This window comes from Micromonospora psammae, from assembly GCF_036902725.1.
Lineage (GTDB): Bacteria > Actinomycetota > Actinomycetes > Mycobacteriales > Micromonosporaceae > Micromonospora.
On record NZ_JBAKHM010000001.1, the window covers coordinates 217,481 to 244,476 of the forward strand.

Annotated in this window: 26 protein-coding genes and 1 pseudogene; 11 read left to right on the plus strand and 16 right to left on the minus strand. The window is 71.7% G+C overall.

Annotated features, from left to right (window positions below; all coding sequences use genetic code 11):
• The first annotated feature begins 519 nt into the window (after window positions 1–519).
• The gene (locus V6U79_RS29725; protein ID WP_442933727.1) at window positions 520–780 is read left to right on the plus strand and encodes an HNH endonuclease; all 261 of its coding nucleotides are present in this window, start codon (window positions 520–522) and stop codon (window positions 778–780) included.
• Window positions 781–853: 73 nt separating this feature from the next.
• Here V6U79_RS29725 and V6U79_RS00985 read toward each other — a convergent pair whose 3' ends face one another.
• Window positions 854–3,235 (minus strand): HelD family protein, encoded by a 2,382-nt coding sequence (locus tag V6U79_RS00985; RefSeq protein ID WP_334613124.1) that lies wholly within the window; start codon window positions 3,233–3,235, stop codon window positions 854–856.
• 119 nt (window positions 3,236–3,354) lie between these two features.
• Here V6U79_RS00985 and V6U79_RS00990 point away from each other — a divergent pair.
• Window positions 3,355–3,912: pseudogene (locus V6U79_RS00990) on the plus strand (AAA domain-containing protein); the annotation flags it as partial.
• Window positions 3,913–4,003: 91 nt separating this feature from the next.
• Window positions 4,004–4,390 (plus strand): GIY-YIG nuclease family protein, encoded by a 387-nt coding sequence (locus tag V6U79_RS00995; RefSeq protein WP_334613125.1) that lies wholly within the window; start codon window positions 4,004–4,006, stop codon window positions 4,388–4,390.
• Window positions 4,391–4,555: 165 nt separating this feature from the next.
• On the opposite strand, the gene V6U79_RS01000 is transcribed toward V6U79_RS00995, so the two are convergent.
• Entirely contained in the window at window positions 4,556–4,903 is a 348-nt protein-coding gene (locus V6U79_RS01000; RefSeq protein ID WP_334613126.1) for a VOC family protein, read from the minus strand.
• A gap of 207 nt (window positions 4,904–5,110) precedes the next feature.
• Between V6U79_RS01000 and V6U79_RS01005 the strand changes: the two genes are divergently transcribed.
• Window positions 5,111–6,847 (plus strand): HNH endonuclease, encoded by a 1,737-nt coding sequence (locus V6U79_RS01005; protein WP_334613127.1) that lies wholly within the window; start codon window positions 5,111–5,113, stop codon window positions 6,845–6,847.
• A 107-nt stretch (window positions 6,848–6,954) separates the two neighbouring features.
• Window positions 6,955–7,080: a hypothetical protein gene (locus V6U79_RS01010; protein WP_334613129.1), complete on the plus strand. Its 126-nt coding sequence runs from the start codon at window positions 6,955–6,957 to the stop codon at window positions 7,078–7,080.
• Between the two features lie 137 nt (window positions 7,081–7,217).
• Here V6U79_RS01010 and V6U79_RS01015 read toward each other — a convergent pair whose 3' ends face one another.
• From V6U79_RS01015 to V6U79_RS01030, 4 genes are all read right to left on the minus strand, one after another.
• Window positions 7,218–10,361: an NACHT domain-containing protein gene (locus tag V6U79_RS01015; protein WP_334613131.1), complete on the minus strand. Its 3,144-nt coding sequence runs from the start codon at window positions 10,359–10,361 to the stop codon at window positions 7,218–7,220.
• A gap of 274 nt (window positions 10,362–10,635) precedes the next feature.
• Window positions 10,636–10,956 carry a GYD domain-containing protein gene (locus V6U79_RS01020; RefSeq protein ID WP_334613132.1) on the minus strand — a complete coding sequence of 107 codons (321 nt, stop codon included), beginning with the start codon at window positions 10,954–10,956 and terminating at the stop codon, window positions 10,636–10,638.
• Window positions 10,957–11,049: 93 nt separating this feature from the next.
• Window positions 11,050–11,487, minus strand: a complete 438-nt coding sequence (locus tag V6U79_RS01025) for a hypothetical protein (protein ID WP_334613133.1) — start codon at window positions 11,485–11,487, stop codon at window positions 11,050–11,052.
• Window positions 11,484–12,137 (minus strand): ankyrin repeat domain-containing protein, encoded by a 654-nt coding sequence (locus tag V6U79_RS01030; RefSeq protein WP_334613134.1) that lies wholly within the window; start codon window positions 12,135–12,137, stop codon window positions 11,484–11,486. The genes V6U79_RS01025 and V6U79_RS01030 overlap by 4 nt, the downstream gene beginning before the upstream one ends.
• A gap of 149 nt (window positions 12,138–12,286) precedes the next feature.
• Between V6U79_RS01030 and V6U79_RS01035 the strand changes: the two genes are divergently transcribed.
• Window positions 12,287–12,787, plus strand: a complete 501-nt coding sequence (locus V6U79_RS01035) for a GNAT family N-acetyltransferase (RefSeq protein ID WP_334613135.1) — start codon at window positions 12,287–12,289, stop codon at window positions 12,785–12,787.
• A 10-nt stretch (window positions 12,788–12,797) separates the two neighbouring features.
• Here the strand turns inward: V6U79_RS01035 and V6U79_RS01040 are convergent, their stop codons facing one another.
• Both V6U79_RS01040 and V6U79_RS01045 read right to left on the minus strand, forming a co-directional pair.
• Window positions 12,798–13,784 (minus strand): aldo/keto reductase, encoded by a 987-nt coding sequence (locus V6U79_RS01040; RefSeq protein WP_334613136.1) that lies wholly within the window; start codon window positions 13,782–13,784, stop codon window positions 12,798–12,800.
• Between the two features lie 90 nt (window positions 13,785–13,874).
• A complete protein-coding gene (locus tag V6U79_RS01045; RefSeq protein WP_334613137.1) occupies window positions 13,875–15,464 on the minus strand; it encodes an NAD(P)/FAD-dependent oxidoreductase in 1,590 nt (529 codons plus the stop codon).
• A 217-nt stretch (window positions 15,465–15,681) separates the two neighbouring features.
• Between V6U79_RS01045 and V6U79_RS01050 the strand changes: the two genes are divergently transcribed.
• A complete protein-coding gene (locus V6U79_RS01050) occupies window positions 15,682–16,941 on the plus strand; it encodes a hypothetical protein (protein ID WP_334613138.1) in 1,260 nt (419 codons plus the stop codon).
• 68 nt (window positions 16,942–17,009) lie between these two features.
• Here V6U79_RS01050 and V6U79_RS01055 read toward each other — a convergent pair whose 3' ends face one another.
• From V6U79_RS01055 to V6U79_RS01085, 7 genes are all read right to left on the minus strand, one after another.
• Window positions 17,010–17,861, minus strand: coding sequence for an aldo/keto reductase (locus tag V6U79_RS01055; RefSeq protein WP_334613140.1), 852 nt, complete (start codon window positions 17,859–17,861; stop codon window positions 17,010–17,012).
• A 127-nt stretch (window positions 17,862–17,988) separates the two neighbouring features.
• Window positions 17,989–18,213, minus strand: a complete 225-nt coding sequence (locus V6U79_RS01060) for a TM2 domain-containing protein (protein ID WP_334519405.1) — start codon at window positions 18,211–18,213, stop codon at window positions 17,989–17,991.
• 380 nt (window positions 18,214–18,593) lie between these two features.
• Window positions 18,594–20,072: an amino acid permease gene (locus V6U79_RS01065; RefSeq protein WP_334613142.1), complete on the minus strand. Its 1,479-nt coding sequence runs from the start codon at window positions 20,070–20,072 to the stop codon at window positions 18,594–18,596.
• A gap of 12 nt (window positions 20,073–20,084) precedes the next feature.
• Window positions 20,085–20,648, minus strand: coding sequence for an SOUL family heme-binding protein (locus V6U79_RS01070; protein WP_334613143.1), 564 nt, complete (start codon window positions 20,646–20,648; stop codon window positions 20,085–20,087).
• Window positions 20,649–20,689: 41 nt separating this feature from the next.
• Entirely contained in the window at window positions 20,690–21,415 is a 726-nt protein-coding gene (locus V6U79_RS01075; RefSeq protein WP_334613144.1) for a YqeB family protein, read from the minus strand.
• Window position 21,416: 1 nt separating this feature from the next.
• Complete coding sequence (locus V6U79_RS01080; protein WP_334613145.1) at window positions 21,417–22,205, minus strand: ABC transporter permease; 789 nt, start codon at window positions 22,203–22,205, stop codon at window positions 21,417–21,419.
• Window positions 22,202–23,101, minus strand: a complete 900-nt coding sequence (locus V6U79_RS01085) for an ABC transporter ATP-binding protein (RefSeq protein ID WP_334519392.1) — start codon at window positions 23,099–23,101, stop codon at window positions 22,202–22,204. The genes V6U79_RS01080 and V6U79_RS01085 overlap by 4 nt, the downstream gene beginning before the upstream one ends.
• A 132-nt stretch (window positions 23,102–23,233) precedes the next feature.
• Here V6U79_RS01085 and V6U79_RS01090 point away from each other — a divergent pair, with 132 nt between their 5' ends.
• From V6U79_RS01090 to V6U79_RS01105, 4 genes are all read left to right on the plus strand, one after another.
• Window positions 23,234–24,475, plus strand: a complete 1,242-nt coding sequence (locus tag V6U79_RS01090) for a sensor histidine kinase (RefSeq protein WP_334613146.1) — start codon at window positions 23,234–23,236, stop codon at window positions 24,473–24,475.
• Window positions 24,472–25,155 carry a response regulator gene (locus tag V6U79_RS01095; protein WP_334613148.1) on the plus strand — a complete coding sequence of 228 codons (684 nt, stop codon included), beginning with the start codon at window positions 24,472–24,474 and terminating at the stop codon, window positions 25,153–25,155. Before V6U79_RS01090 ends, V6U79_RS01095 begins: the two co-directional genes overlap by 4 nt.
• Before the next feature lie 83 nt (window positions 25,156–25,238).
• Complete coding sequence (locus V6U79_RS01100) at window positions 25,239–25,505, plus strand: hypothetical protein (protein ID WP_334613149.1); 267 nt, start codon at window positions 25,239–25,241, stop codon at window positions 25,503–25,505.
• Between the two features lie 143 nt (window positions 25,506–25,648).
• Window positions 25,649–26,044 carry a hypothetical protein gene (locus V6U79_RS01105; RefSeq protein WP_334613150.1) on the plus strand — a complete coding sequence of 132 codons (396 nt, stop codon included), beginning with the start codon at window positions 25,649–25,651 and terminating at the stop codon, window positions 26,042–26,044.
• A 97-nt stretch (window positions 26,045–26,141) separates the two neighbouring features.
• Here the strand turns inward: V6U79_RS01105 and V6U79_RS01110 are convergent, their stop codons facing one another.
• Entirely contained in the window at window positions 26,142–26,927 is a 786-nt protein-coding gene (locus V6U79_RS01110; RefSeq protein ID WP_334613151.1) for a D-Ala-D-Ala carboxypeptidase family metallohydrolase, read from the minus strand.
• Between the last annotated feature and the right edge of the window lie 69 nt (window positions 26,928–26,996).

The window sequence follows — 26,996 nt, forward strand, 5'->3', positions numbered from 1 at the left end:
CCTCCGCTCTAGCTTGTTCCAACTGGAATCAAGCGCCCCGGTTGACGTGACGGGTTCGCCCCCAGCTCGCCAGGCCAACGTCGGTCGATCTTACCCTTTCATGTCTGGTCGAGGAAAGACCCAATTGCCGGGCTCCTAACCGGGCTGTTTGTACGGGGGTGCGGATGCCTTGGGGGTAGACCTTTTGCTCCGTCGGCTGTCGTCATGTCGCAGGGTGCTGCCCCCAGTCGGACCTGCTCCCGAACCGGCCGGTCGATCAGCGCTGCCTACCCCGGCCGTCGCTGGTCGGATGATTGGACCGATCCTCACGAGCCGGACCTGGCGGGGCGGTGCCCGGTCCGAAGATTCACTACCATCACGCTTCTCGGCCACGCGGTAAGTCGCAAGCTGTCGAGCCCTGGGGCGGATGAGGAGTCGGTGAGATGCGTGACGAGCACGGCGGCAAGGGCCAGTTCGAACGGTTGATGGCCGGCCCGTACTACTCCGCCGTGGTGGCTGCGAACCGGGCTTACCTGAAGGTTGCCGTTCCCGACGCGTCCGCGGTGCGCCATCACCGGCTGCGACGTGGAGGCTGTGCTCCAGGCGGCTCACATCCCCGTACGACGGACCCGCCACCAATCGAGTCACGAACGTCTACTGCTCCGCGCCGACCTGCACAATCTTTTTGACCGGGGCTATCTTTGGATCGACGGGTCCTACCGCGTGCGGGTGGCCACTGGGTTGGATCACTACGCCGAGCTGGACGGCCGGCGTCTTTCGCTTCCGCCCACCGACGACTGATCGGACAAGGAAGCGTTGGTCCGCCACCGAAGCGAAGCAATACGGCGGGTATCCCCATAAGAACCAGCGGACGTCAGCCCTGCTCCTGATCGAGCAGCTCGCCGGCCCGGCTGAGTACCGCCTGCCAAAGGCTCGGTGCGACCGTCTCCCTGAGCAGCGCCACGACCTCTTCCGCCCCGAGGTCGACGAAACGCCGCGAGACCGGGCGCGGTGACAGCTGTGGGTTGCTGGCCATGTTCCGCCCGGTGAGGGCGGCGACCGACTGGTCCGGAAGTCGTCGGCTCTGAGGCTCGTTGACAGTGACGGGCACGTCTGCGGGGGTGCGACCTTCCGGTGCGGCCTCGTCCGAGGCGGGTTCCGGTGCGGTGTCGTCGGAACCGTCGCTCAGATCCGCCGGCAGGTGGAAGCAGACGATGTCGAGGTATCTCGTCGTCCGGGTGAGGGCGACATAGAGCAGCCGGTGGCCCCGCTCGTCCTCGGCGATGATGTCGTCCGGCTCCACGACCACGATCGCGTCGAACTCGAGCCCCTTGGATTCCTGGGGGCTGACGACGTTCACACCCGGGCCCAGATCGCCGGCGGAGGCCGCCCGCCAGACGACATCCCTGACGGTCAGCTGCCGCTCGATGTCCGCCCGGCCGGACTCCGGGCAGATGATGGCCACGGACCGACCATGTGAGGCGTGGTCCATGGCCACCCGGACCGCCGTCGAGGCCCGCTCATCCTCGTCCTCCACCCGGTGGATGGCCGGATCCGCCGGACCCTCCCGCACGACCTGGGGTGCTTCGACTTCCGGCGCGGCGATCGGCAGGAGCTTGGCCGCGAGGTCGAAGACCTGCCGGGGGACCCGGTAGCCGTAGTGCAGCTCTTCCAGCACGTGGGGCAGCTCCGCCGGCAGGTGGTCCAGCAGGTCATCCCAGTCGTCGCGCGCCCAGTGCCCGGTCGACTGCGCGATGTCCCCGACCACGGTCATCGAGCCGTTGCGGGACCGGCGCGCGATCGCGCGGAGTTGCATGGGAGATAGGTCCTGCGCCTCGTCCACCACGACGTGCAGGTAAGCGGCCTTGACGCCGTTGATCAGATGGTCGAGTTCGTCGAGCACTGCGAGGTCGGCATCGCTCCACGTCTCGTCCGAGAGCCGTTCGGCCGGCCGTCGGTGCAGTACGGACACCTCTCGTGCGGTGAACTCGTCCCCGGCAGCGGCGATGAGCCGGTCCCGGGAGCCGTAGAGCTCGCGTAGGAACGACGCGGGCGTGTAGGACGGCCAGAGCCGGTCCATCACCGGGTCGAGTGCGAGGCGCAGACGGCTGCGATCCATCCGCACCCGGGAGCCGACGAGCTGAGTCAACAGATCCCGGAACAGCTGCCGCCGTTCGGAGTAGGTGCCGGCGCTCGCGCGAGCCCGGGTGACCAGCGGCTTCAGCTCCTCTCCGGAAAGGCTTAACGTGCGATTCCCAATCTGCACCTCGACCCACTGCTGGCCCTCTGCCGGGCCCACCCGGCCGTAAAGTGCCCGCCGGACCAGTCCGGCCATCCGGCCGTCGCCCTTCAGCTTGACGGCGGCCGCATCATCTTGGCGGCCCCGCTTCACCGGCGGGTGCAGCTGATGTACGTCGACCTGGGTGACGCTGGTTTCGCCGAGGCTCGGCAGCACCAGCCGCGTGTAGCGGGTGAAGGTCGGGCTGGGCCCGACCATCAGGATGTCGTCCGCGGTCAGGTGCCCAAGGCTGTTGAACAACAGCCAGGAGATTCGATGCAGGGCGATGGCCGTCTTGCCGGTTCCGGGGCCGCCCTGGATGATCGTCAGCTGATCGGCATCAGCGCGGATCAGGTCGAACTGCGAGGCTTGGATCGTCCGGACGATGTCCCGCATCGTGCCGGTGCGGTTGCTATCCAAGTCGCTGAGCAGGGCGTCGCTGATCTCCTCGTACGCCTCCAGCTCCTCGACCGCCTCGGCGAGCTGAGCGAAAACAGTGTCGCTGAACGAGACGATCCGGTTCATGGAGCAGTCGTAGGTGCGCTTAAGGCGCAGGCTTCTGGGATCGGCGTGACTGGCCTCGTAGTAGCGAGCCGCCGCCGGCGCCTGCCAGTTCATGACGAGGAGCTCGGCGTCGTCGTCGAAGATCGCATGGTGGCCGATGTAAAAGCGCTCGCCGCCCTCGTCGTCCATCCGGCCGAAGGCGACAGGCTCATCCGACCCACCGATGCGATCGAGCCGGGCCTGGGTGTCCTGCTTGATGCGGGTGGCAGCGCCGCTGTTGGCTGCGGCTCCCGGCGCGAGGCTCAGGGCACTACGCATCCGCTCCCGGTGATCCCATGCCGCGTCGAAGTATTTCTGCTCGCGACGGAGCTCCTCCGAGAGCACGTCCATGTCGATCTCCCCGTGGCCAATCGTCGATGCGGTACCTGCCAGCATCGGGACGGTCGGCTTGGCGCCGTTCCGGCTGTACTGCAAGGCGTCCTGACGATATGGGGCGTTACAGCCGGTGTCGCTCGGCCAATCGCTTGTCGGAGGTGAACCTTCGGACTACCGCAGGCTGAAGGCTCCATCGCCGCACCGGGTGCCACCCGTTCGACGGCCTAGACGCGGCGGTGGAGCTGGCCGCGACGACCGGCTGGGCGCTGCACGAACTGCCGGCCCGGCACACCCTGCGCACCGACGCCGAGGCGGCGTCGGCGTGCGCCGCCCTCGCCCTGCGGGTGCTGCGCCGGGGAGCGGTTGCCGTCTCCGAGCAAGCGCCGGCCGGCACGCCGGTCACCGCGGACCGGATCGCCGTCGGGGCCGCGCACCGCGACCAGGTCGCCGCCATCCGTGCCCACCTCGGCGAGGCCGGGGCGGGCATCACCGTCGACACCGCCAACCGGCTCCAGGGCCGCGAATACGACGTGACGATCGTGCTGCACCCGCTCTCCGGGCGGCGGGACGCGACGACATTCCACCTGGAGTCGGGGCGGCTCTGCGTGTTGACCTCCCGACACCGGCACGCCTGCATCGTGGTGGCGCGGGCGGGCATCGGGGAGCTGCTGGACGCGCACCCGTCGACCGAGTCGGTGCACCTCGACGTGCCGGTCAAGTTTCCGGACGGCTGGGTGGCGAACCAGACGATGCTCGCGCACCTGGGCGCGTCGTAGTCACCGTCGAGTCGGCCCGGCGGGCCAGATGCCGCAGTCGGTGAAGACCGGCGGGGATGCCGGAGAGCCGCTTCCTCGATACCGTCCGGGGATGACCGAGACCGCCTACGGCGACCTGCTCGCCGGCTTCACACCCGCCCTGCCGTACACGATGGACACGGCGGAGAGCGCGCCCCGCGCGGCCGGCGTCCACGTGGTCCTCGCGGGTGACACCGTCATCTACGTCGGGCGCACCGGGAACCTACGGGACCGCCTGCGCCAGCACCTGACCGGCAACCGCGGCTCGTCGGTGCTGCACGACCAGATCGGCCAGGAACTCGACCGTACGGGGCCGGTGGCGACGGCCAGCGACATCGCCCACTGGCTGAGCCGGTGCGTCGTCCGCTGGAAGGAGACCGAGAATCCGGAGGCCGAGAAGGAGGCCCTGGTGCTCGCCCTTACGCCGCGCTTCAACCGGCAGATGCCCCGGCCCCGCTGATCGGACGCGGACCCCACCGCCCTGCACGCCGGTCGGCATCCGCTGACCCGGAATGCTGTTGCCCGGCACCCCGCTCGAGGTGACGCGGCTTAACCGCCTGAGTCGTTGAAGTCATCAGCTCCAAAGCGGCCGCGACCATCTCCCGCTGGTGCAGGGACCGGCTGGTCAGTGGGACAGGACGTTCACGACGTGCCCGTCCGGGTCGCGGACGAAGAACCGTCGTACGCCCCACGGCTCGTCGGTCAGCTCGTACACGATCTCGGCGCCGGACCTGCGGGCCGCGGCGTACGCGGCGTCCACGTCCTCGACCTCGATGGAGGCCACCGGTACGACCGGGGCCGTCGCGTCGTGGGTCATGAGGTTCAGCTGCACCTCCGGCCGGCCCGCGTCCGCGAGCGTCACGATCCAGCCATGGTCCATCACGACCTGCAGACCGGTCACCTCCGTGTAGAACGCCACGGCCTCCGGCAGCGAACGGGATTCCAGGTCGGGTACCACGCGAGTGACCGGCATGGTCGGATTGTCCGCGTCCGGCAATCGGGTCGGCAAGCCGGCGCGGTGGACGAGCCGATCAGGTGCCCGGGGGCTGGTAGGGAGCCGGGCGAACCAGACGATGTCGCGCACCTGCGCGGGACGTAGTCCGCCGCAGTCCAAGCAAGTCCTGTTGCCTGGTGATTTCGGGGGACGCCGCGCCGGCGTGCGCCTCGGTAACGTCCGGCCATGATCGACATCCTCGAAGAACTGCTCGCCCACTTCACCCCCGCGCAGCCGTACACGATGGAGACCATCGCCGCCGCGCCCCGGACGCCCGGAGTGCACGTCGTCCTCGACGGCGCTGAGATCATTTACGTGGGCTTCACCGGGCGGGAGCTGCGCGACCGGATGCGACAGCACCTGACCGGCAACCGGAACTCCTCCGTGCTGCACGACCAGGTCGGGCAGGAGCTGGACCACGATCTGGGCCACCAGGCCACGACTGTCGAGATTGCCGAGCGGCTGAACCGATGTGAGATCCGGTGGTGGGAGACCGACGACCCGGAAGGGCTGAAGGATGCGCTGCTTCAACGGGTGAGCCCCCGCTTCAACCGGCAGCTTCCGGGACAGCGGCGGGCGACGCCGGCCGGCGATAGCCGGTTCGAGCGGCTCGCAGCCGGCCCGTACTTCACCGCGGTGGTGGCCGCCAACCGCGCCTACCTCGACATTGCCGTGCCCGACCCGGCGGGCACCGAGCGCCGGCACTGGGCGCTGTCCTGCCTGCCGAGCACCCGGACCAACCCCGCACGGCTCTCCGCGGTCTCGATGAAGACGATGGAAACCTTCGTCCTGCACGAGCCGGACGACCCGGCGGTCGACCCGCTGCCCGGGGGATTCGTGATCGTCCGCAGGTCGATGCTCGACCGGCACTGGTCCCGACGGTCGTTCCGGAAGGCGTTCCCGGGGCTACGACGGGAGCCGTCGGATTACGTGGACGGCGGCGAGGACCAGGAGCGAATCGCCGGTCGGTACGACGAGCTGATCGCGGCGTTCGCCGACGAGCGGTTCGGCGCAGCGGCGCGCGCCCTCGCCGCGTCACTGCTGCTGTCCCGCACGATCCACGGCCGGGGTCACCACCGCCGGCTCGTTGACGAGGTGCTCGGCCGAACCAGCCGGACCAGTGACTGGATCTACCCGGTCAACGAGCGTAGTGACCTGTGGGGTGAGGAGCGCAACGTATGGGACTACTTCGCCACCACCGATGACGTGGTCGACTGGCGGCTCGCCTCCGGCTACCACCAGATCGCCGCGGGCGACCGGATCTGGGCGTACGCCACCGAGCCCGTCGGTCGCATCGTCGCCGCCGGCGTCGCCTGGGGTGACCCGTACCAGCAGGCCGCCGGTGACGAGCTTGAGTGGCGGGTGTCGATCCGGTGGGACGACGACCTGACCCGGCACCTCATGTCCGACCAGGCAGCCGTGCCGGGTGTGCCGATCAATGCGGTCCGCAGCGTGCGCGGGCTGCAGCCGGAGGAGGCCGAGCGTCTCGCCGATGCGCTCGACCAGCGTCGGGCGCCGGAGCCGGACGATGTGCCGGAGGGCCGCCGCCGTCGACTGGCCGAGGTCACCGCCCGGCAGGGCCAGGCCGACTTCCGCCGCAAGCTGATCAAGGCGTACGGCGGGCGATGCGCGATCACCGGCTGCGACACCGAGGCCGCCCTCCAGGCCGCGCACATCTCCCCGTACGACGGGCCGGCCACCAACCGCGTCAGCAACGGCCTGCTGCTCCGCGCCGACCTGCACAACCTCTTCGACCGCGGACTGATCTGGATCGACGAGCAGTTGCGCGTACAGGTCAAGCCGACCGCGCTGCATTACGCCCCGTGGCACGGTGAGCAGCTCCGGCCTCCGGCCCGTACCGTCGACCGTCCCGATCCGGACGCCCTTTCCATCCACCGCCGGACGGTGGCCGGCATCGGCTGACCGTCTTCATGCTCGGCGGGGCCGCCCGGTGACGGGCGGCACGCCGGGCTCCGGCAGCGGCGCTCTCGACGCTGCTCATCCGGGCGACCACCGGCCCCGAACGGGCGGTGCTGCTCGGCGGCCTTGCCGCCGTCATCGGACCGGTGCTCACGGTGGCACTGACGGCGATCGGCGCCAGCGACCCGGACAGCCTCGTCGGGCACCTGCTCCGCCAGTCAGCTGAGGAGCGGTGAGTGCCGCCGCGGATACCGTAGGCCAGCGCTGGTAAGACGATCCTTCCGCTGTGACAGCCGCAGCGGCTCTGCGGTAGTGGGCGCCTCGTCGCTGTCGCCCAGGTCGAGCCCGGGCTAGCGGCCCCCCGGAGCACCGCTCACTTCCGCCAGGCAGGTGCCATACGCTCGGACATCTCCCGCCAGAACGTCCGCAGATCCTCCCGGTTGACCGCCTGCCACTCCGCCCGCGCAGGTGACCGGAACCCGTGCCCGACAAGGTCGATCTGGTGGGCGCAGAAAACCTCGTCCATCTGGTACGGCAACTCGTCTCCCTTCGGCGGCAGCGGGCACAGCCGGAACGGGCAGTCGTCGATGCAGGTGGAGCCGGGTTGGACGTCGTGGGCCTGGCGGCGGCTCAGGGTGACCCGCATGGCGCTGCGGTCGATGGTGAGGCACGGGGGCAGTTCGGCCCGGCTGGCCCGGCTGAGCCGACGCGCCCGCTCGGCATTGTCCTGTCCCCGGTCGGCGAGGTTGAGCAGCAGCATCACGTCGGCCAGCAGCCGCTGCGCCCGTGGTTGCAGCACGCCCCAGCCGTGCGCCGGCGGTAGCCAGGAGTTCTGGAGCCGGCGGACGGCGGGCTGAGGGCTGACGGCCCCCACCTGCCCGACGACCACCCGCTCGTCCGCCCAGCAGTGCCGCTCCGGGTGGCGGTCGATGAGCGCTTCGACGCACAGGTCCGCGGCCGCGAGGACGAGCGGGTGGGCCGTACCGCTGCCGGGCTGTGGGGCGTTGTGGCCGCCCCCGGCGATGGAGGTCCAGAAGTCGACCAGCCCGCGCGGGTCCGAACCGTGACCCCGCTCGCGCAGTGTCTCGCCGGGATCCCGGGGCAGGGCCAGCAGGGTGAGGGCCTGGATGAGTACCAGGTGCGAGTACCAGGATCGGGAGTACCGCAGCGCCTTCTCGGCTTCCTCGATGAGGATGCTGCGGTGCGCCGGATACGCGCGGCAGTTGGCGGCCAGCCGGAACCCCTGCGCGAGCGTGAGTTCGTGGACGTGGGTCCCGTCCGAGGCGTCGGTGGCCAGCCGGTGCACCCACCGCTGCAGGGTCTTCCGGGCCATGCCCCGCCAGTCCGGTTCGCCGGGGGCGTGCTCGGCCTCGGTGAAGAGGAACAGCGACGGCGCGATCCATGTCCGCAACTCCTCCAGGCGTTCCTGGCCCGTGCTGTCAGCCGCCTCGGGTGGGTCGTCGAGCAGATCGCGTAGCGCGCGGATGGCGGCGTTGCCGCCGCTGGCGATCTCGCGAGCCGCGCCCAGCCGGGGCAGGTACGAGGACTCGTCGGCCGTCATCTGGAACAGTTGCCGGTACTGCGGCTCGGGCCGCTGCCCCCGGGACCCGGTGGCCTCCGGGGGCCGGTCCCTGAGCTGCCGGGCGGCGTCGCCGTACCGGTGCACGAGGGCGATCTTGGCGTCTTCGAGGGGGCGGTCGGTGACCGAGCCGTCTCCCTGGTAGGTGGGCCAGGCGTCGCGGATGGCGTTGGCCAGTTTCCGGTGGACTGTGTGCCCGGTGGCGGCGTCCATCTCCAGCGCGGCCGCGAACATCTCCAGCGCCCGGGTGCGGTTCCGTGTCCCGGTCGCCGCGTCGCAGAGCCGGTGGACCAGGGTGATCGACCGGTTCCGGGTGACGTCCGCGTCCTGGACGCCCGTGCGGAGTTTCGCGGTCTGCCGGACCGCGTCACGGAGGCGGTGCAGCTTCTCCTTACGCGAGGGAGGCTTGCGCCGACCGTCCAGCTGTTCGAACACCCCGCCGCTGCGGCTGTAGAGGGTGAGGGCGGAGAGCATTTCCCGTCCGGGCCCGTGGTTGCGGATGAAGGCCCGGTCGAGGAAGGCGCCGTCGCGCAGGGCGGCGGTGAGGAAGCGCGAGCCGAGGTACGCCTGGATCACCCCGTGCTGGAAGCGCACCCCGTCCTGCCGCTTCACCACGATGTTGAGCGCGTCCCCGGTGGTTTCGGCGAGGCCGATGTCCTGCGGGTTGTCGGCGCTGAGCTTGCGCAGCCGGGCTCGGAGTTCGGCCAGGATCCACTGGCGGCCGGCGTCCTTCGTGCCGTCGGCGCCGGTGAGGTCGGTGGTGCGCACCGACGGCTGATTGTCGCGCAACCCGATGCAGGCGAGCGCGGAGAGCACCTCGATCGCGTCGGCGCGTTCGGTCTGCGGCATGCCGTAGTCCTCGTACAGGTCTCCGGCGACGGTGGCGCCGTACCACTCCTCCAGTAGGCTCCAGCGCAGTGCCGATCTGCCCTGGCCCGTTGGCTCGACGCGGTCGAGGCGGTCGACCTCGTGGAGCTGGCCGATGACCCGCAGGTAGAACGGTGAGTCGGCCACGTCGGCGTCCTTGACCAGCCCGGCGATGCGGTCCGACCGCTGTCCCACGTCCCAGCGGCGGCTGCGGCTCTGCACGTACTCCAGGGCGGAGCCCTGGGCGAGCGGCTCCAGTTGCAGCAGCAGCGCATCCAGCCCGCGCAGCGGATCGGCGGGGCGCGACGCGATCACCAGGGGGAGACGCTCGCGGATCGCGCCCCGGACGGCCTCCCTCAGCACGCTGTCCCGGTCGGCGGGCTGGGCGGTGTCGGCGAGCACCTCTTCCAGGCCGTCGGCGAGCACCACGAGGCGGTTCTCCAGCCAGAGCCGCCGCCACATCTTGTCGGCCTCGCCGGCGGCGTGCAGTTGGGTGTCGATGGTGCGCTGGAACTGGGCCTGGGCGAGCTGGTGGAAGTTCAGCTTCTCCGGATCCGTGACGGTGCGCAGGTCGATGCCGATGGGTACCACGTTGGTGGCCATCAGCATCTCCGCGAGGCGGACCAGGGTCGTCGTCTTGCCGGTGCCGATGCCGCCCACCAGCAGCAGCGGACGGCGGCTGCCCTCGTCGCGGAGCCGCTGGATCATCAGTTCGCACAGTTCGTCCCGACCGACGACGTCGATCCGGCTGATGTCGCCTTCGGCGGTGGGTATCACCATCCGGCGGTTGCGCAGGGCATTGTGGTCGTACCAGCGGCGTACCCGGAGATACCGCCAGAAGAGAAAGACCGCGAGGCCCAGCGCCAGGACCAGCGGACCCTTGACGAAGCCCTCCACCTGCCCGCAGTAGTACGACCTCGGCGGCTCTCCCGCGCACCACTGGGACATGCGGAGGAAAGCGGGCTCGGTGTTGAGGACCACCAGGAACAGCGAGTAGATGGTCCACAGCACGAGTATCGAGGCGGTGCCGATGATCGCCCACCGCAGCCCGCGGTGGTGCCGCCAGTCCATCCGGTGGTCGGGGCGCTGGTCCGTCCGTCGGCGGCGGCTTCGCTCGATCCGGCGTTCGTGTCGGGTACGCCACCTGCGCCGGCGCTGACGTAGCCACAGCGCAGCGACCCAGACCGGACCACGTCTCGGCCCGCGCATGGACACCCCCATGATCGACATGGTCGGCTACCGGACGGAGGCGCCTGGCTCCCCTTCCCGGCCAACGCTAGTGCCGGTTTCCGCAGGCCAGCATCGGTTCCGGCAATTTTCGCGGCGGCCCCAACTGTTCAGCGGATCAGGCACCCGGGGGCTGGTAGGAGGACTTCACCCGGGTCGCCTCGTCGACCTCCTCGGCCGTCAGCACCGGGGTCATCCGCACCCTCAGACCGCCCGCCGCCCGGATCGCGATGGCCAGCGCGGCGGCCGTCTTGTGGTCCGGCAGTTCACACAACACGTAGGTGTCGTCCTCGTCGAACGAGAAGTGCATCGACTCCATCCGCCCACCGCTCGCTTCGATCGTCTTCCGGACGACCTCGGCGCGCTTGGTCCCGCCGTCCTTGGCCAACCCCTTGAGTCCGTCGACGGTGTAGGTCGACTTCAGCAGGAATCTGGGCATGTCGACACCGACCTCCGGTTTCGTTGGACAGGTTCAGCGCGGGTACCCACCTCGAGGGTGGCTAGTCATCCGCCGATCGTGGCCGTCGCGCGTTCAGCGCTCCTCGTCCAGCGCGTACGCGTCCCAGTCGACCTCGCCGAAGGCGCCGGCCGCCTGGCCGGCGGGCAGCACCGCGTCGTCCTGGAACCAGACCACCGCCAGGCGGGAGTGGCACAGGACGGCGTCGAGGGCCGGATCGACCGGCTCCGAGGTGAACCACCCCGCCACGATCACACTGGGCAGCCGCTCCAGCGGGCCGAACGGCAGCCCCTCCGTCGCGTCACCGTCGGGCCGGGTGCGCACCGGCTCGATCACCTGGACCGGCGTGCCCGGCCACGTCCTGCGCGCCATGCTGTCGACTCCGCTGAGAATCCTGTCGTTGAGCCGCTTGCACGGGTAGCCCTCGAGCAGGCCCCCGTACGTCGACCGCATGCGCACCTCGCGCAGTCGCAGGAGGCGACCCGAGGCGAGTTCCACGTGGGAGAGGGTCATCCCAGCGCCTTGATCTCGTCGCGGGTGATCTCGTGCTGGTCGCCGTCGCTGCCGCCCATCCGTTGCCAGATCTCCGTCGTCAGGCGGGTCGGGCCGTCGCCGGCGTGCAGGGTGAAGTGGAAGCCGCCGTAGAAGCCGGGGATGGTGAAGACCGTTCCGTGACCGGGTGTCTCCAGCAGCACCTCCAGCTCGGGCAGGCGCAACGCCTCCCGGTCGACGAGGCGGCCGGCCCGGGAGCGGATCAGGCCGTGGAAGAGCTCCTGGATCATCTCCAGTTCCCAGTCGTGCACCTCGACCAGGCGGGGTGGTGTCAGGACCTCGCGCAGGTGGTCGTGGCCCAGGCGGAGCGCGATGTCCAGCGGCCGTTCGCCGCCGGCGGTGCGCAGGGCCCGCCAGGCGCCCAGCTCGACCAGGCGCCGCGCCACCTCGACCGGCGCGCCGGCGTGGGCGGCCTGGTGCAGCGGGGCGTACCAGGATCGGCCGTCGAGGCGGGCGGCGTTGATCCAGTTCACGTTCGTGTCCTGGCCGAGCAGCTCGAACAGCCCGGGCCAGTCGTACGCCCGGGCCCGGTCGGCGAGGGCGGTCCGCCGCTCGATCACCCAGTCCGCCACGGAGCTGCTCTTCGTGATCCCGTCCCACTGAAACGACACGAAGATCATTCTGGCCGGTGCCGCCGGACCTGGCCACCCCGTCGCTGCCGGGCTCCACCGGTAGCGGCACGAAGTTCAACCGATCAATGGAATATCAGGTCGTCGTCGGGGGCGGTTGCTTCAGTGAGCGCCGACGACGGGAGAGACGGATGACCGCAGTCCACATCGCACGCTGGGACGAGAGCGACCTGGACCTGCTCGAACGGCTCAACGCGCCGGAGGTCCGCCACCACACCGGCGGCCCGGAGACCGACGAGGAGGTGCTCGCCCGGCACGAGCGCTACCTGCGCGGGCCCGGCCCCCGCAGCGGCTTCATGTTCAGCGTGGCGCTGCCCGACGGGGTGAAGGTGGGCACCGTCGGCTACTGGGAGCGGATCTGGCACGACGAACAGGTCTACGAGATGGGCTGGGCGATCCTCCCGGAGCACCAGGGGCGGGGCCTGGCCACCGCGGCGGTCCGCGCCGTGGTGGCCGAGGCCCGCGCCGAGCGCCACCACCGGTACGCCCACGCCTACCCGTCGGTGGACAACCCAGCCTCGAACGCGGTCTGCCGCAAGGCCGGCTTCACCCTGCTCGGCGAGACCGAGTTCGAATATCCGCCGGGGCAGCTGATGCGCTCCAACGACTGGCGGCTCGACCTGACTGCCTGATCGTCACCGCTCAGCGCACCCCGTCCAGTCGGGCCCGTTGCTCGGCCGTCAGCTCCAGGTCCACCGCCTCGAGGCTCTCGTTCAACTGGGCCACCGAGGCGGCTCCGACCAGCGGGATCGCCGGCACGTCGCCGCCCAGCAGCCACGCCAGCACCACCTGGTTGACCGTCGCCCCGGTCTGCCCGGCCACCTCCCGCAGCGCGGCCAGCCGGCCGGGGGCGCTCGGCAGGTCGTACTCCGGGCCGAACGGCTTGTCCGGCCGGGTGTAGGCACCCTTCACCAGCGGCGAGTACGCGACCAGGGTCAGCGAGGGCTCGGCGCGCAGGTAGCTGGCCAGGTCACCACCGATCGAGCCCGGGTCGCCGTCCGGGTCCAGTTCGCTGGGCAGGTCGACGCGCCGCTCGAGGTAGGTGTGGTGGTACTGGAGCACCTCGTACCCGGGCAGCCCGGCCGCGGCGGCGATGGCCCGGGCCCGTTCCACTCGCCAGGCCCGGTGGTTGCTCACCCCCAGCAGCCCGACGGTGCCCTCCGCCACCAGCTCGGCGAAGGCCGTCACGGTTTCCTCGATCGGCACCGTGCGGTCCTCGATGTGGGCGTAGAGCAGGTCCAGCTTCGCCATGCCGAGTCGGTCCCGGCTGCGCTGCGCCGACTCCCGGATCACCTTCGCCGACAGCCCTTCGGCGTTGTCGAGGTAGCTCGTGCCGGGGTCGAGCGGACGCGCCCCCAGCTTGGTGGCCACGACGATCTCGTCCTCGACGCCCCGGCTGCGCCGCCAGCGGCCGAGCAGCTCCTCGCTCTCCCCGCCCTGCGTGCCGTTCAGCCAGAACGCGTAGTTGTTCGAGGTGTCGACGAAGGTGCCGCCGGCCTCCACGTAGCGGTCCAGGATCGCGTACGAGGTGGCTTCGTCGGTGGCGGTGCCGAAGAGCATCGCGCCGAGGCTGAGCACGCTCACCTCCCGCCGGGTCCGCGGGTCCGTGCCGATCGTGCGGTACCGCATGGGGCTCCCCTCCGCCCGGCCGTTCGCCGAGCTTGCGCAGCCCACTGTGGACCCTGGAGTGCACTCCAGGTCAAGGGGCTGGCCGAGGGCTCAGTTCACCCCGGTCGGCCGCCGGTCCGCCCGGCTGCCCGCGCCCGCCGCGTCGCCGGTGGGTGCCGTGCCGCTGGCGGGCGCCGCGCCGCCGGTGGGTGCCGCGCCGACGGTGCGGCCCGGCACGATGGGGGCGTCCCGGCCGGTGCCCCGCCGGCCGTCGGCGGGCTGGTCGCTGCTCTGCTCGTGGTAGTCCTGCTCGACGTTGACCGACCAGACGTCGTGGCCGGCGCCGTGGGCGATGTTCTCGGCGGTCAGCATCGCCGTCATCATCGAGTGGTCCTGGTTGTTGTAGCGGTGCATCCCGTTGCGCCCGACCGGGTGCACGTTGGGCAGCTCCCGCGCCAGCCAGGCCCGGATGGTGTCGACGTTGTGCTGGTAGCGCTCGTCGTAGACCGGGTACGCCTTCGGCATCCGCACCACGTAGCCGCTCTCCACGGCGCCGGGCCGGACCAGGCCGAGCTTCTCCAGCTCGGCGGTGGCCAGCGCGACGAGGTCGGCGTCCGAGGTCCGCCACGTCTCGTCGTCCTCAAAGACGAAGTACTCCAGCCCCAGGCAGGTACGGCCGTCCTTGACCAGGTACGGCGACCAGGAGCCGAAGTTCTGGATCCGGCCCACGTTGACGGCCGGGTCGTGCACGTAGATCCAGTTGTCCGGGAAGGAGAACTCGGCCGGCACCACCAGCGCCACGGTCAGGAAGTCCCGGTAGCGCAGGTCGGCGGCGCAGGCCGCCACCTCGGCCGGGGCCGCCGGTCGCACCGCGGCCACCAGCTCGGAGATCGGCATCGAGGAGATCACGTGGTCGGCGGGGACCCGGCGCTCGCCTTCCGGGCCGTCGACGCTGACCGCCACGGCCCGCCCGTCCTCGCGGTGCACCGCCGTCACCCAGGTGCCGGTGGTCACCTCGCCGCCGCGCCGGCGGACCTCCTCGGTGCAGCGCTCCCACATCATGCCGGGGCCGAACTTCGGGTACTGGAACTCCTCGATCAGGCTGGTGACGTCCTTGCGGTTGCGGCGCGGCAGCAGGGCGTTCAGCACCGCCGTGGAGAGCGACATGTTCTTGATCCGCTGGGCGGCCCAGTCGGCCTGCAACTGGTCCGCCGGCATCCCCCAGACCTTCTCGGTGTACGTCTTGAAGAAGATCGAGTACAGCCGCCAGCCGAACCGCGCGGACACCCAGCCCTCGAAGTGCGACTGGTCCTTCGGCGGGCGCAACCGGGCCCGGGCGTACGAGCCCATGCAGCGGGCCGCCTCGCGGACGCCGAGGTTGCGCAGGGCGTTGCTGGCGTTGAGCGGGTAGTCGTAGAGCGCGCCGCGGTAGAAGATCCGGCTCATCCGGGGACGGAGCAGGAACTCCTCGTCGGGCAGGATCTCGTGCCAGAAATCCTCGACCCGACCGACCTTGGTGAAGAACCGGTGCCCGCCGATGTCGAAGCGCCAACCGTCGCGCTCGACGGTACGGCTGATGCCGCCCACCACGTCGTCGGCCTCGAAGACCCGCACCGTTTCGCCGTGCCGGAGCAGCTCGTACGCGGCGGTCAGCCCCGCGGGGCCGGCGCCGATGACCACGGTGCCGTGACGCTCGTCCATCCTGTTCCGCTCCTGCCCTGGGGGTCCTGTGGAGGAGGCGCGGTTACCCGGTCTCCGCGACATCTCACGTCCGGCGTCCCGGTACTCCTGATGATGCCGGCCGGAGTGACCTTCTGGGAACCGGCAGGTGTCAGCGGGCGCGGAAAGGGGATGACCGGTGGTCAGCTCCGCGGCCCTGGGCCGCCGGTTCGGGTCCGACCCCCCGGGGATGCGCCGCATGGTCGACAGGTCACGGGACACCGCAGGTGACCGGCGCGCGCCCGCCGGTCGGGCGGGGGTGCGCGAGCGCGTCCGCGCGGCGCGGAGCCGGACCGGAGCCCTGATCGCGCGGGTGCCCGCCCGCTGGCGGTACGTCCTCGCGCTCTTCGTCGGCGCGAAGGTCGTGCTCGCCCTCGTCGGCGTGATCGCCCTCTCCGCCTGGGACGGGGCGCCCGCCGCGCCACCGGCCGACGAGGCCAACATGCGCGCCGACCAGGAGGCGATCTCGTCGCACCGGTCGATCTCGATGTGGTTCGCCTGGGACGCGCTGCTCTACGACCATCTGGCCCGGGAGCCGCTCGACGGGGCCTGGAACGACTTCGCCTTCCCGCTGCTCTTCCCGTTCCTGGCCCGGCCGGTGGCGTGGGTGCTGGGCGGCGACACCGCCATGGCGCTGCTGCTGATCAGCAACGTGGCCTTCCTGCTGCTGCTCTGGTACGCCACGGCGCTGGGCGAGAAGCTGCTCGGCGACGACGCCTCGGCCCGCCGGTTCACCCGCTACCTGGTGCTGCTGCCCACCGCGTTCCTGTTCCAGGCGGCGTTGACCGAGTCGCTCTTCCTCTGCCTGGCCCTGGCCACCTTCTACTACGCCGAGCAGCGGCGCTGGGTGACCGTCGGGGTGCTGGGCTACTTCCTCGGGCTCAGCCGCTCGGTGGGTTTCCTGGTCGCTGTTCCGCTGGCCCTGGTCCTGCTGCGCCAGCACCGCTACCGGCTCGACCCGCGGAGCCTGTGGGGGTACGTCCGGACGGGCTGGCCGCTGACGCTGATCCCGGCGGGCTGGCTCACCTTCATGGCGTTCTGCCGGTGGCGGGGCGGCGACTGGTTCGCCTACAAGCACGCCCAGGAGAAGGGCTGGGGCATCCGGGTGCAGAATCCGGTGCCGGTGATCTGGAACGGCCTGACCGGGGTGGAGACGCGGGACGCCGCGCGGGTCTGGTTCGCCGTCGTACTCCTGGCGGTGGTGCTCGCCGGTGCCCGGCGGCTCGGGGCGCCCTACGTCGTGTACGCCCTGCTGATGGTGCTGGCGCCGCTGTCGATGGGCCCGCCGGTGTACAAGAGCCTGCTGCGCTACCTGCTGGCCGCCTTCCCGGTCGGGCTGGTCCTGGCCCGCTGGGCCAGGAACGCCACGGCCGACGCCTGGCTCGGCGCCACCCTGGCACTGCTCCAGGGGGGCCTCTTCGTGGTCTGGCTGGCCTACTGGACCCACTTCATCATCTGAGGCCGGTGCGCGGCACGCGGGGGAGGGGCCCGTCGTGGGCCCCTACCCCCGATCCGTCGCGCCGCGGGTCAGCGCGGGACGTAGTCGAACTCGTCCGGGTTCGGGCCCTGCCGCCCCGCCTCGCCCCGGTCCAGCCCGGTGATCCGCTCCATCATCGCGTCGTCGAGGGTGAAGTCGAAGATGTGCAGGTTCTCCTCGATCCGCTGCGGCGTGACCGACTTCGGGAAGACGATGTCGCCGCGCTGCACGTGCCAGCGGAGCGTGACCTGGGCGGGGGTGCGGCCCAGTTGCTGGGCGACGTCGACGATGGTCGGGTCGTCCAGCACCTTGCCCTGGGCGATCGGCGACCACGCCTCGGTGAGGATGTTGTGCGTCCTGCCGTAGGCCCGCACCTCCTCGTTGCCGAAGTACGGGTGCACCTCGATCTGGTTGACCGCGGGCACCAGGTCCGCCTCGGCGGCCAGCCGCTCCAGGTGGGCGACCTGGAAGTTCGACACGCCGATCGACTGTGCTCGGCCGTCGCGCTGGAACTCCTCCAGCGTCTTCCAGGTGGAGACGAAGTCGCCGTCGTAGAGGGTCGGCAGCGGCCAGTGGATCAGGAACAGGTCGACGTAGTCCATCTTCAACGCGGCCAGCGTGGAGTCGAAGGCCCTGCGGGCGTCGTCCGGCCGGTGGAAGCCGTTGTTGAGCTTGCTGGTCACGAAGACCTCGCCGCGGTCCAGCCCGGAGGTGCGGATCGCCTGGCCGACCTCCGCCTCGTTGCCGTACATCTGGGCGGTGTCGATGTGCCGGTAGCCGAGCTCCAGCGCCCGGCCGACCGCCTCAACGGTCTCCTTCGGCTCGATCTGGAACACCCCGAAGCCGAGCTGCGGGATCGTGTTGCCGTCGTTGAGGGTGATGTCGGGAATCGTGTTCGCCATCCGGCTCACATACCCGGTCGTGCCGGCTCCTCACGACCCGACCCGGTGATCTGCGACAAGCCGGAGCCGACCGCGACGGCGGCGGGGCCGGGATCGTCACGATCCCGGCCCCGTCCCGACGCTGGTGTCACTTGGCGAGCGGCTGGCCCTGCTTGTCCTTGAACGAGCCGATCAGGATCAGGATGAAGTCGATCAGGGTCCAGATGCCGAAGGCGCCGAGGGTGATCAGCTGGAGGACGCCGGTGCCGATCTTCCCGGTGTAGAACCGGTGCACGCCGAGCGTGCCGAGGAAGAAGCAGAGCAGCAGGGTGACGAGCCAGGACTTCTGGGTCGTGGCAACGGGAACGGTCACTATGGTCCTTTCACAGGTGGAGACAGCCGCGGGAGCGTATCGAGGGGCACCACCGGAGGCAAGATCAGGAAAAGCATGATCGACCGTACGGATGAGCAGGTCCGGACCGATGCGGCGCGCGGCGTCCCCCTGGTCAGTTCGCTTTGAGCGCGCAGCGGCTTCCCGCCACGGTCGTGGCCACTCCCCGCCGTCCTGATTCGACACCTGCCCGGTGAAGCGTGATACCTCAGGGGCATCAATATGCCTCTGAGGTATCACGCTCGTTCCGGTGTTCGGTTTCCCGGGCTCCGGTGAGCAGCCGCCGTTCGACGTAACCCCTGATTGGGGAGACGCTGGTGCGGGAGCGTGCCGGGGCAGAGCTGGTGCGGAAAGGATGCTCGTCAGCGGGTCGACCCGGGCCCCCCGCCCGAAGACCCGCCCCGAGGCCCGGACGGCCCGGACGGCCCGGACGGGCCCGACGGGCTCCGGTCGGCCAGCGCCGACCGCCGGTAGCCGTACAGGGCGTAGATGACCGCGCCGATCACGAACCAGAGCGCGAACCGCAGCCAGGTCTCCGGGGCCAGGAAGGTGATCAGCCAGACCGAGAAGAGCGCGCCCAGCGCCGGCACCACCGGCATGCCCGGCAGCCGGAACGTGCGCGGCGCGTCCGGGCGGCGGTAGCGCAGCACGATCACCGCGATGCAGACCACCACGAAGGCCAGCAGGATGCCGATGTTGGTCAGCTCCGCCGCCTCGCGGATCGGCAGGAACCCGGCGATGAGCGCCGAGCCCACCCCGACGATCCAGGTGACCCGGACCGGCACCCGGCGTACCGGGTGGACCTTGGCGAACCAGGCCGGCAGCAGGCCGTCCCGGCTCATCGAGAACCAGACCCGGGTCACGCCGAGCATGAAGGTGAACATCACCGTCAGGATGCCGATGATCGCGCCCACCGCGATGACGCTGGCCAGGCCGGAGAGGCCCACCGAGGCGAACGCGGAGGAGAAGCCGCTCTCCGGGTCGATCTCCCGGTAGTTCTGCATCCCGGTGAGCACCAGCGTGGCGAGCACGTACAGCACCATCGAGATGACCAGCGACCAGATGATCGCCTTGGGCATGTGCCGGCGGGCGTCCTTCGACTCCTCGGCGGCGGTGCTCATCGCGTCGTACCCGAAGACGGCGAAGAAGACGGTGGCCGCGCCGGTGATCGCGCCGCCGACGCCGAACGGGAAGAACGGCGAGTAGTTCGCGGTCTTCACGTGGAAGAAGCCGACCACGATCACCAGCACCACCACGGCGACCTTCAAGCCGACCACGAACGTCTCGAAGCGGGCGGCCGTCTTGATGCCGAGGGTGAGCAGGTACGCGATGAGCAGGCAGAGCAGCACGGCGAAGAGGTCGACCACCCGTCCCTCGCCGGTGCCCGGCGCGCCGAGCATCCAGGCCGGCAGCTCGAGACCCAGCTCACCGACGAGGAAGCCGAAGTAGCCGGAGATGCCGATCGCCACCACCGCCACGATCGCGGTGTACTCCAGCAGCAGGTCCCAGCCGATGAACCAGCCCACCGCCTCGCCCAGCACCGCGTAGCCGTAGGTGTAGGCGGAGCCGGCCTTCGGGATCATGCCGGCGAACTCGGCGTACGACAGCGCCGCCGCCGCGCTGGCCAGGCCCGCGATCAGGAACGACACCAGCACGGCCGGGCCGGCGGTCTCACTGGCCACCGCCCCGGCGAGGGCGAAGATGCCGGCGCCGATGATGCCGCCGATCCCGATCGCGGTCAGCTGCCACAGCCCGAGGGAGCGGGACAGCGCTCCCTCGGTCTCGTCGACGATCTCGTCGACCGGCTTGCGGCGGAAGATCCCGCCGGGACTGGAGGTCATGGACGTCCCCTCTCACTCGACGACCGGGAGTACGACCTCGTTGCGGCGCAGGAACCACGGCTTCCACGGCGGGTCGAAGCGCGCGTACCGGATGGCGCCGGTCGGTTGGAGCCCGGCGGCGGTGACCGCCCGGCCCAGCGCGGTGGCCCGCTGGCCGAACGCCGTCTCCGTCCACCGCCCGGAGAAGCGGACCGCCGCGGCGAGCTGGGCGGGGATCTCCCGGATGACGATCCGGTCGTCCTCCGGCTCGGGCGCGGTGCCCGGGGTGAGCTCCGCCGGCAGCACGAACCGCACCAGCCAGCAGTCGGGCCGGTCGCCCTCCTCCTGCACCACCGGGGAGGTCATGGCGATCTTCTGCGGCTCGGCGGGCTCCTGCACCACCGGCGCGGTCATGCCGACCTTGCGCCGGACCCGGTTGGCGCCCGAGATGTACGCCGCCAGCGGCTGGAACGCCTCGTTGCCGGCCTCGACCAGGCCCCCGGTCACCCGCATCTCGGCGACCAGGTGGGCCGGGTAACGGCGCAGCTCGAAACCGGGGTGCTTCGCCACCACCCGGTACCGCTGCTGCTCCGTCATGGCACGCTCCCGGCGGCTGGGGCTCTTCTCGCCTCCTCACGCTACCGCCCGTCGGGGGTTTCCTCCCCGGGAAGCGCCACCGGGACCAGCCGCCAGTACTGGCGTTTCTCCTCGTCGCGCAGCACCACACCGAGCCGGGCCAGCTCGGCGCGCAGGTCGAGGGCGTCACCGCGCCGGTCGGACTCGATCGCGCGCTGCCGGGCGCGCAGCAGCGCGTCCGCCCCGGCCGGCAGCCCGGGCAGCCCCTCCACCCACCGCCGGTACGCGTCCCGGTGCGGGTCGGCCTCCGTCCACGGCCAGCCGTGGGTGTCGAAGGCGTCGCGCAACCGCCGCCGGCTGAGGTCCGACTTCTCCCGGACCAACTCCTCGCCGCCGGCGCCGAGCACGACCAGATCGTTCCGGTCGGTGAAGACCGCGCTGACCGACCGGCGCGGCACGTCCCGGTCGGTGCCGTCGCGGTGCAGCCGCACCCCCGACCGGTCCACGGTGACGATGAGCCGCTCCCGGGTGCCGAGGTGCGCGACGAAGAGTCCGAGCAGCGCGCCCAGCGCCACCGCACCGGCGATGGCCCGCCCGTCGGGCAGGCCGTCCACCAGTTCGAACAGGCCCTGCCACGGCACCCAGCGCAGCCCGGCCAGCCAGCCGGACACCTCCGTGAGCGCCCAGCCGGCCCCGGCGCCGAGCAGCGGGAAGCCGACCCACATCACCACCAGTTCCCCGGCGCCGCCACCGACCACGGTGGCGGCGCCGGGCCGTTGCGCGGGCACCTCAGGACACCTCGCGCCGCAGGGTGCGCACCAGACCGGCGACCAGCGGCACGACCAGCCAGACCAGCAGCGACACCGCCATCCGGCCCCACTGCCCGGCGGTCACCTCGGGGCCCATCAGCGGCTCCATGGTCACCGAGGTGTCCAGCCAGCGGGCCGGGCCGCGCAGCGCCGAGATCAACGAGGAGAGGATCGTCCACACGGCGGGCAGCAGCAGATAGGCCACGATCGCCAGGGGCGTGTTGAGCAGCAGCAGTCCGAACGCCGCCCCCATCAGCACGTTGGCGAGCTGGAACACGGCGGCGTGGGTCACCATCTGCCATTCGAAGTTCCAGGTGCCCGCCCCGCCGGTGGACCGGGCGATCAGGGTGCCGGCGGCGGCGACGGCGAGGCTCACCGCCAGCGACGCCAGCGCGGCCAGCACCATCGCGGCGAGCTTGGCGACCACCACGCGTTCCCGGCGCGGCACCAGGGCGAAGGTGGTCAACGCGGTGCGCTGGGACCACTCGCCGGTGATGGAGAGGATGCCCAGCACCGGCAGCAGCAGCCCGACGGGCAGCAGCGACGGGGCGAAGAACTCCCGGAAGGTCTGGTCGGCGTCGTCGAGGACGAAGAGCTGCACGGTGACGATGACGGCGGCGATCAGGCCGATGGCGATCAGCAGCCAGAGGCCGGCCCGGGTGTCGGCGAGCTTGCGCAGCTCCACCCCGGTCAGCCGGGCCAGCGACGGGCCGGGCACCTCCGGGCGGGGCCGGGTCGCGGCGGACGGTGGGGTCATGGTGGTGGTCATTTCACGGCTTCCTTCGTCGACGCGCCGGCGGTGAGGGTGAGGAAGAGCTGTTCGAGGCCGCGGCTGCCGGCCGGACGCAGCTCGGTCAGGACCAGACCGGCGTCGGCGGCGGCCTGCCCGACGGCGCCGGGTTCGGCGTGCACCACGTATCCGCCGTCGGCGCCGGCGGTGGCGTCCAGGGCGGCCCGCTCCAGCGCCGAGCGCAGGGCGTGCGGGTCGCGGGCCCGGACCAGGGTGCCGGTGCCGGCGAGCAGCTCGTCCTTGCCGCCCTGGGCGACCACCCGGCCGCCGCCGATCACCACCAGCCGGTCGGCGATCGCCTCCACCTCGCGCAGCAGGTGCGAGGAGAGCAGCACGGTGCCGCCCCGGTCGGCGAAGTCGCGCAGCAGGCCGCGCATCCAGAAGATGCCCTCCGGGTCGAGGCCGTTGGCCGGCTCGTCCAGGACCAGCACCCGGGGGTCGCCCAGCAGCGCCAGCGCCAGGCCGAGCCGCTGCCGCATCCCGAGGGAGTACGCCCCGACCCGCCGCTTCGCCGCCGTCGCGTTCAACCCGACCAGGTCGAGCTTGGCGGCGACCTGGCCCCGGTCGACGCCCATGGTGCGCGCGGCCAGGGCCAGCGCCTCCCGACCGGTCCGCCCCGAGTGCTGTGCCGAGGCGTCGAGCAGCACGCCGATCTCGCGGCCGGGGTTGGGCAGCTGCCGGTAGGGCCGCCCGGCGATCGTGGCCCCGCCGGACGTCGGCGGGGTCAGGCCGCAGATCATCCGCATGGTGGTGGACTTGCCGGCGCCGTTCGGGCCGAGGAAGCCGGTCACCGTCCCGGGCTCGCAGTGGAACGAGACGTCGTCGACGGCGGTCTGTGGGCCGTACCGCTTGGTGAGGTGTTCGACCGTGATCATGGCGATGAGCCTGCCGGCGCCACCCGGCTGTCCGCTGCGGCCGGCGGTCGAGAGCCGCCCCTACCTCGGTCTAGCGCCGGACCTCGACTTTGGTAGGTGTCGGCGCGCTGACCGGCTCCCTAGCATGGACGGGTGACCAGCGTCGTCGTACCCGATCATCCCTGGCTGCTGCCGGGGGCCCTGACCCCGGCGGCCCGGGTGATCCGCCGTACGCCGCGGGACTGGCTGGTGGACACCGCCGCCTTCCTGTTCTCCCTGAGCTGGGTGCTGATCAGCTTCGGCGACTCGGTCAGCCCCGACCCGGAGTTCGCGCTGAACGCCGGGCCGTCCTGGCTCAACGAGGTCGACCTGGTGGCCGGTGTCGGGCTCACCGCCGCGCTCTGGCTGCGCCGGCGCTGGCCGGTCGGGCTGGCCGTGGCCAGCCTGCCCCTGGCGATCTTCTCGGTCACCTCCGCGGTGGCCCTGGTGATCATCCTGTGCACCGTGGTGGTGCACCGGCCGCTACCGGTGGCGGGCGCGCTGGCCGCCTTCAACCTGCTCTCCGTGCCGATCTACACGATGATCCGGCCCGACCCGGCGCTGCCGTTCCTGCCGTCGGCGATCCTGACGGTCGTCCTCATCGGCGCGGTGCTGGCCTGGGCGTTGTTCGTCCGGGCCCGGCGCCAGCTGGTGTTGTCGTTGCGGGACCGCGCCGACCGCGCCGAGGCCGAGCAGCAGCTCCGGGTCGCCCAGGCCCGGCAGCTCGAACGCACCCGCATCGCCCGGGAGATGCACGACGTGCTGGCGCACCGAATCTCCCTGCTCAGCCTGCACGCCGGGGCGCTGGAGTTCCGCCCCGACGCGCCCGCCGACGAGGTCGCCCGGGCGGCCGGGGTGATCCGGGCCAGCGCGCACGCCGCGCTCCAGGACCTGCGCGAGGTGATCGGCGTGCTCCGCGCGGAGACCGGTGACGGGGAGACGGCCACCCCGGAACGTCCGCAGCCGACCCTCGCCGACGTGCCGGCCCTGGTGGCGGAGTCCCGGGCGGCCGGCATGCGGGTGGGCGTCGAGGACCTGGTCGTCGAGCCCGGGACGGTGCCCGCGGCGGTCGCGCGCAGCGCCTACCGGATCGTGCAGGAGGGGCTGACCAACGCCCGCAAGCACGCCCCGGGGGCGCTGGTCTCCGTCGGGCTCGCCGGTGGGCCGGGGGAGGGACTCGCCGTGGAGATCCGCAACCCGTGGCCGGTCGGCGAGGGGTCGACGATCCCCGGCGCCGGGACCGGTCTGGTGGGGGTCGCCGAGCGGGTCAGCCTCGCCGGTGGCCGGCTGGAGCACGGCCGGGACGCCCGGGGCGACTTCCGGCTGGCCGCCTGGCTGCCCTGGCCGGTGGCGTGAGCGGCGGGGAGCGGGCCCCGGTCCGGGTGCTGATCGTCGATGACGACGCGCTGGTCCGGGCCGGGCTGTCGATGATCCTCGGCGGGGTGCCGGACCTGCTGGTGGTCGGGGAGGCCGCCGACGGCGACGAGGTGCCCGCCGCCGTCGCGGCGTACGCCCCGGACGTGGTGCTGATGGACATCCGGATGCCCCGGGTGGACGGCCTGGCCGCGACGGAGGCGCTGCGGGCGTTGCCGCACCCGCCCGAGGTGCTGGTGCTGACCACCTTCGACGCCGACGAGCAGGTGCTGCGGGCGTTGCGGGCCGGCGCGGGCGGCTTCCTGCTCAAGGACACCCCGCCGGCCGAGATCGTCCAGGCGGTGCGCCGGGTCGCCGCGGGGGAGGCCACCCTGTCGCCGACGGTGACCCGCACGCTGATCAGCCACGTCACGGCCGGGTCGGCGGCGCCCGCGCCGGACCCCCGGCAGGTCCGGGCGGTGCGGCTGCTGGACGGGTTGACCGTGCGGGAGCGGGAGGTCGCGGTCGCGCTCGGGCGGGGTCGCAGCAACGCAGAGATCTCCGCGGAGCTGTTCATGAGCGTGGCCACGGTGAAGGCGTACGTGTCGCGGCTGCTGGCGAAGCTGGAGTTGAACAACCGGGTCCAGGTGGCGCTGCTGGTCCACGACGCCGGCCTGGTCTGAGCCCGCCCGAACCGGCGTGGCAGCCCGTGGCGCGCTGACGGGACCTGCCGCCGGGGATACTGTCAATTTTGGTTGCACCAAGAATGACAGCCTTCCTCGGACCGCGCCTGCCGGGGATCGACCTGGTCGGCGCGGACCGGGAACCGGTGGCCCGGCGGATCACCTTCGTCGGCTCGGTGAAATGGCTGGAGAGCCGTCCCTTCGACGCGCACGACCTGGGACGGCTGGTGGTGCACCGGTCCCGGCTGCCCGGCACCGACGAGCTGGTCGCCGTCTCGCGCAGCGGGACGGTGGTGGAGGGGGTGCGGGTGCTGTCCCCGGAGGACCTTCTCACCGCGTGGCGGGATTGAACTTTCGCCCGGTGCGGGCCGTACCACTGGCTGAGGATGTGCTGCGGCGATCAGCCGCGACGCTGCCGAACTGCGGGAGGCCTGCCGTGCGAGTTGGTGAGCAGTCGACGGATCCCATCGATCAGATTCTGGGCGAGGTGCCAATGCCGGCGCCGCTGACGCCCGAGGACGTCCGGCTCGCGGTCCGGGCGGTGGTGGTGCACGCGGCGGAGGAGTGGCCGAACGGGCCGCTGTGCCGCAACGACGGCGCCTCGTACCCCTGCCGGCTGCACCGCTGGGGGCGGCGGGTGCTGGAGACCCACGGGCTCAACGAGCGCCAGATCGAGGCCCTGATCCGGCACGGCAACCCGTTCGTGCACGTGCCGTTCCCGTTCCCCTACACCTCCTCGGGCGCCGCGCGCACCGACCGGCCCGTGGCGACGCGCGGCCAGACCGGTCGCGTCGTCGCCCCGGGAATGCGGCCCGCCATCCGGCCCGGCGGGCCCGGCCGGCCGGTGGCGCCCCCCGCCACCGCGCCGCGTTGGCCCCGGGCGAGCTGAGCGGAGGTACGTCCGCCGGACTCTGCCGGGTGCCACGACGCCGGCCCGGCCCGGGGGATCCGATCCCCCGGCCGGGCCGGCGTCGACGCGTCCCGGCTCAGTCGCCGGCGCCGACCCCGCAGTCGGGTGCGGACCAGCTGGTCCGGTTCGCCGTCCGGTCGTCGTTGTTCTCCCGCCGCGAGTCCACGTGGACGTGGCTGTCGTGGTCCGGGTAGCCGGGGCCGTAGATGCCGCTGAACCCGTGGTTGCGCGCGGCGCGGGCGACCTGGCACAGCGACCTGTCCCGGGAGGTCAGGTCCGCGGCGTTGCCGTAGAGGTGCTGGCTGTCGGACGCGCCGCCGACCCGGCGATTGCAGTCGCTGCTTCGGAAGCCGCTGGTGACGTAGAGCGGCCGGTCGCCGAGGCTGTGGCGCAGCGCCTCCAGCTTCCACATGGTGCGCAGCGCGTTCTCCCTCGTCCGGTCGGCCGACAGTGGGCCCCCGCTCCACCCGCTCCGGCCGCAGTTGTCGTCCATCTCGCGGTAGCTGAAGTGCGCCGGCGTGCAGTCGTTGTCCTGCAACTGGTAGATCTTGTCGAAGGTCTGCCGCCCGGCGACGCCGTCGCTGCGCAGCCCGTACGCCGACTGGAAGCGCCGGACCGCGGCGGCGGTCTCCGGGCCGAACCGTCCGTCGACGCGGACGATCCCGCCGGCGCCGGCCCAGCCGGCGACGCGGATCTGCAGTTGGCGGACGTCGTCGCCGGAGCGCCCCTGGCTGAGGGTGCGCTGCCAGGTGTAGCAGCCGTCGGCCTGGGCCGCTGGCGCGGCGACCACCGTGGCGATCGCGGCTCCGGGCAGGGCCAGGGCGAACGCGACGATCGCCCGCGTGAGGGTGTTCATGCGCACGGAAGTCCTCCCGATAGGAGAGCGATTGGGGTGGGATCAGGACATCGACCGGGACGTCCTGCGGCTTCC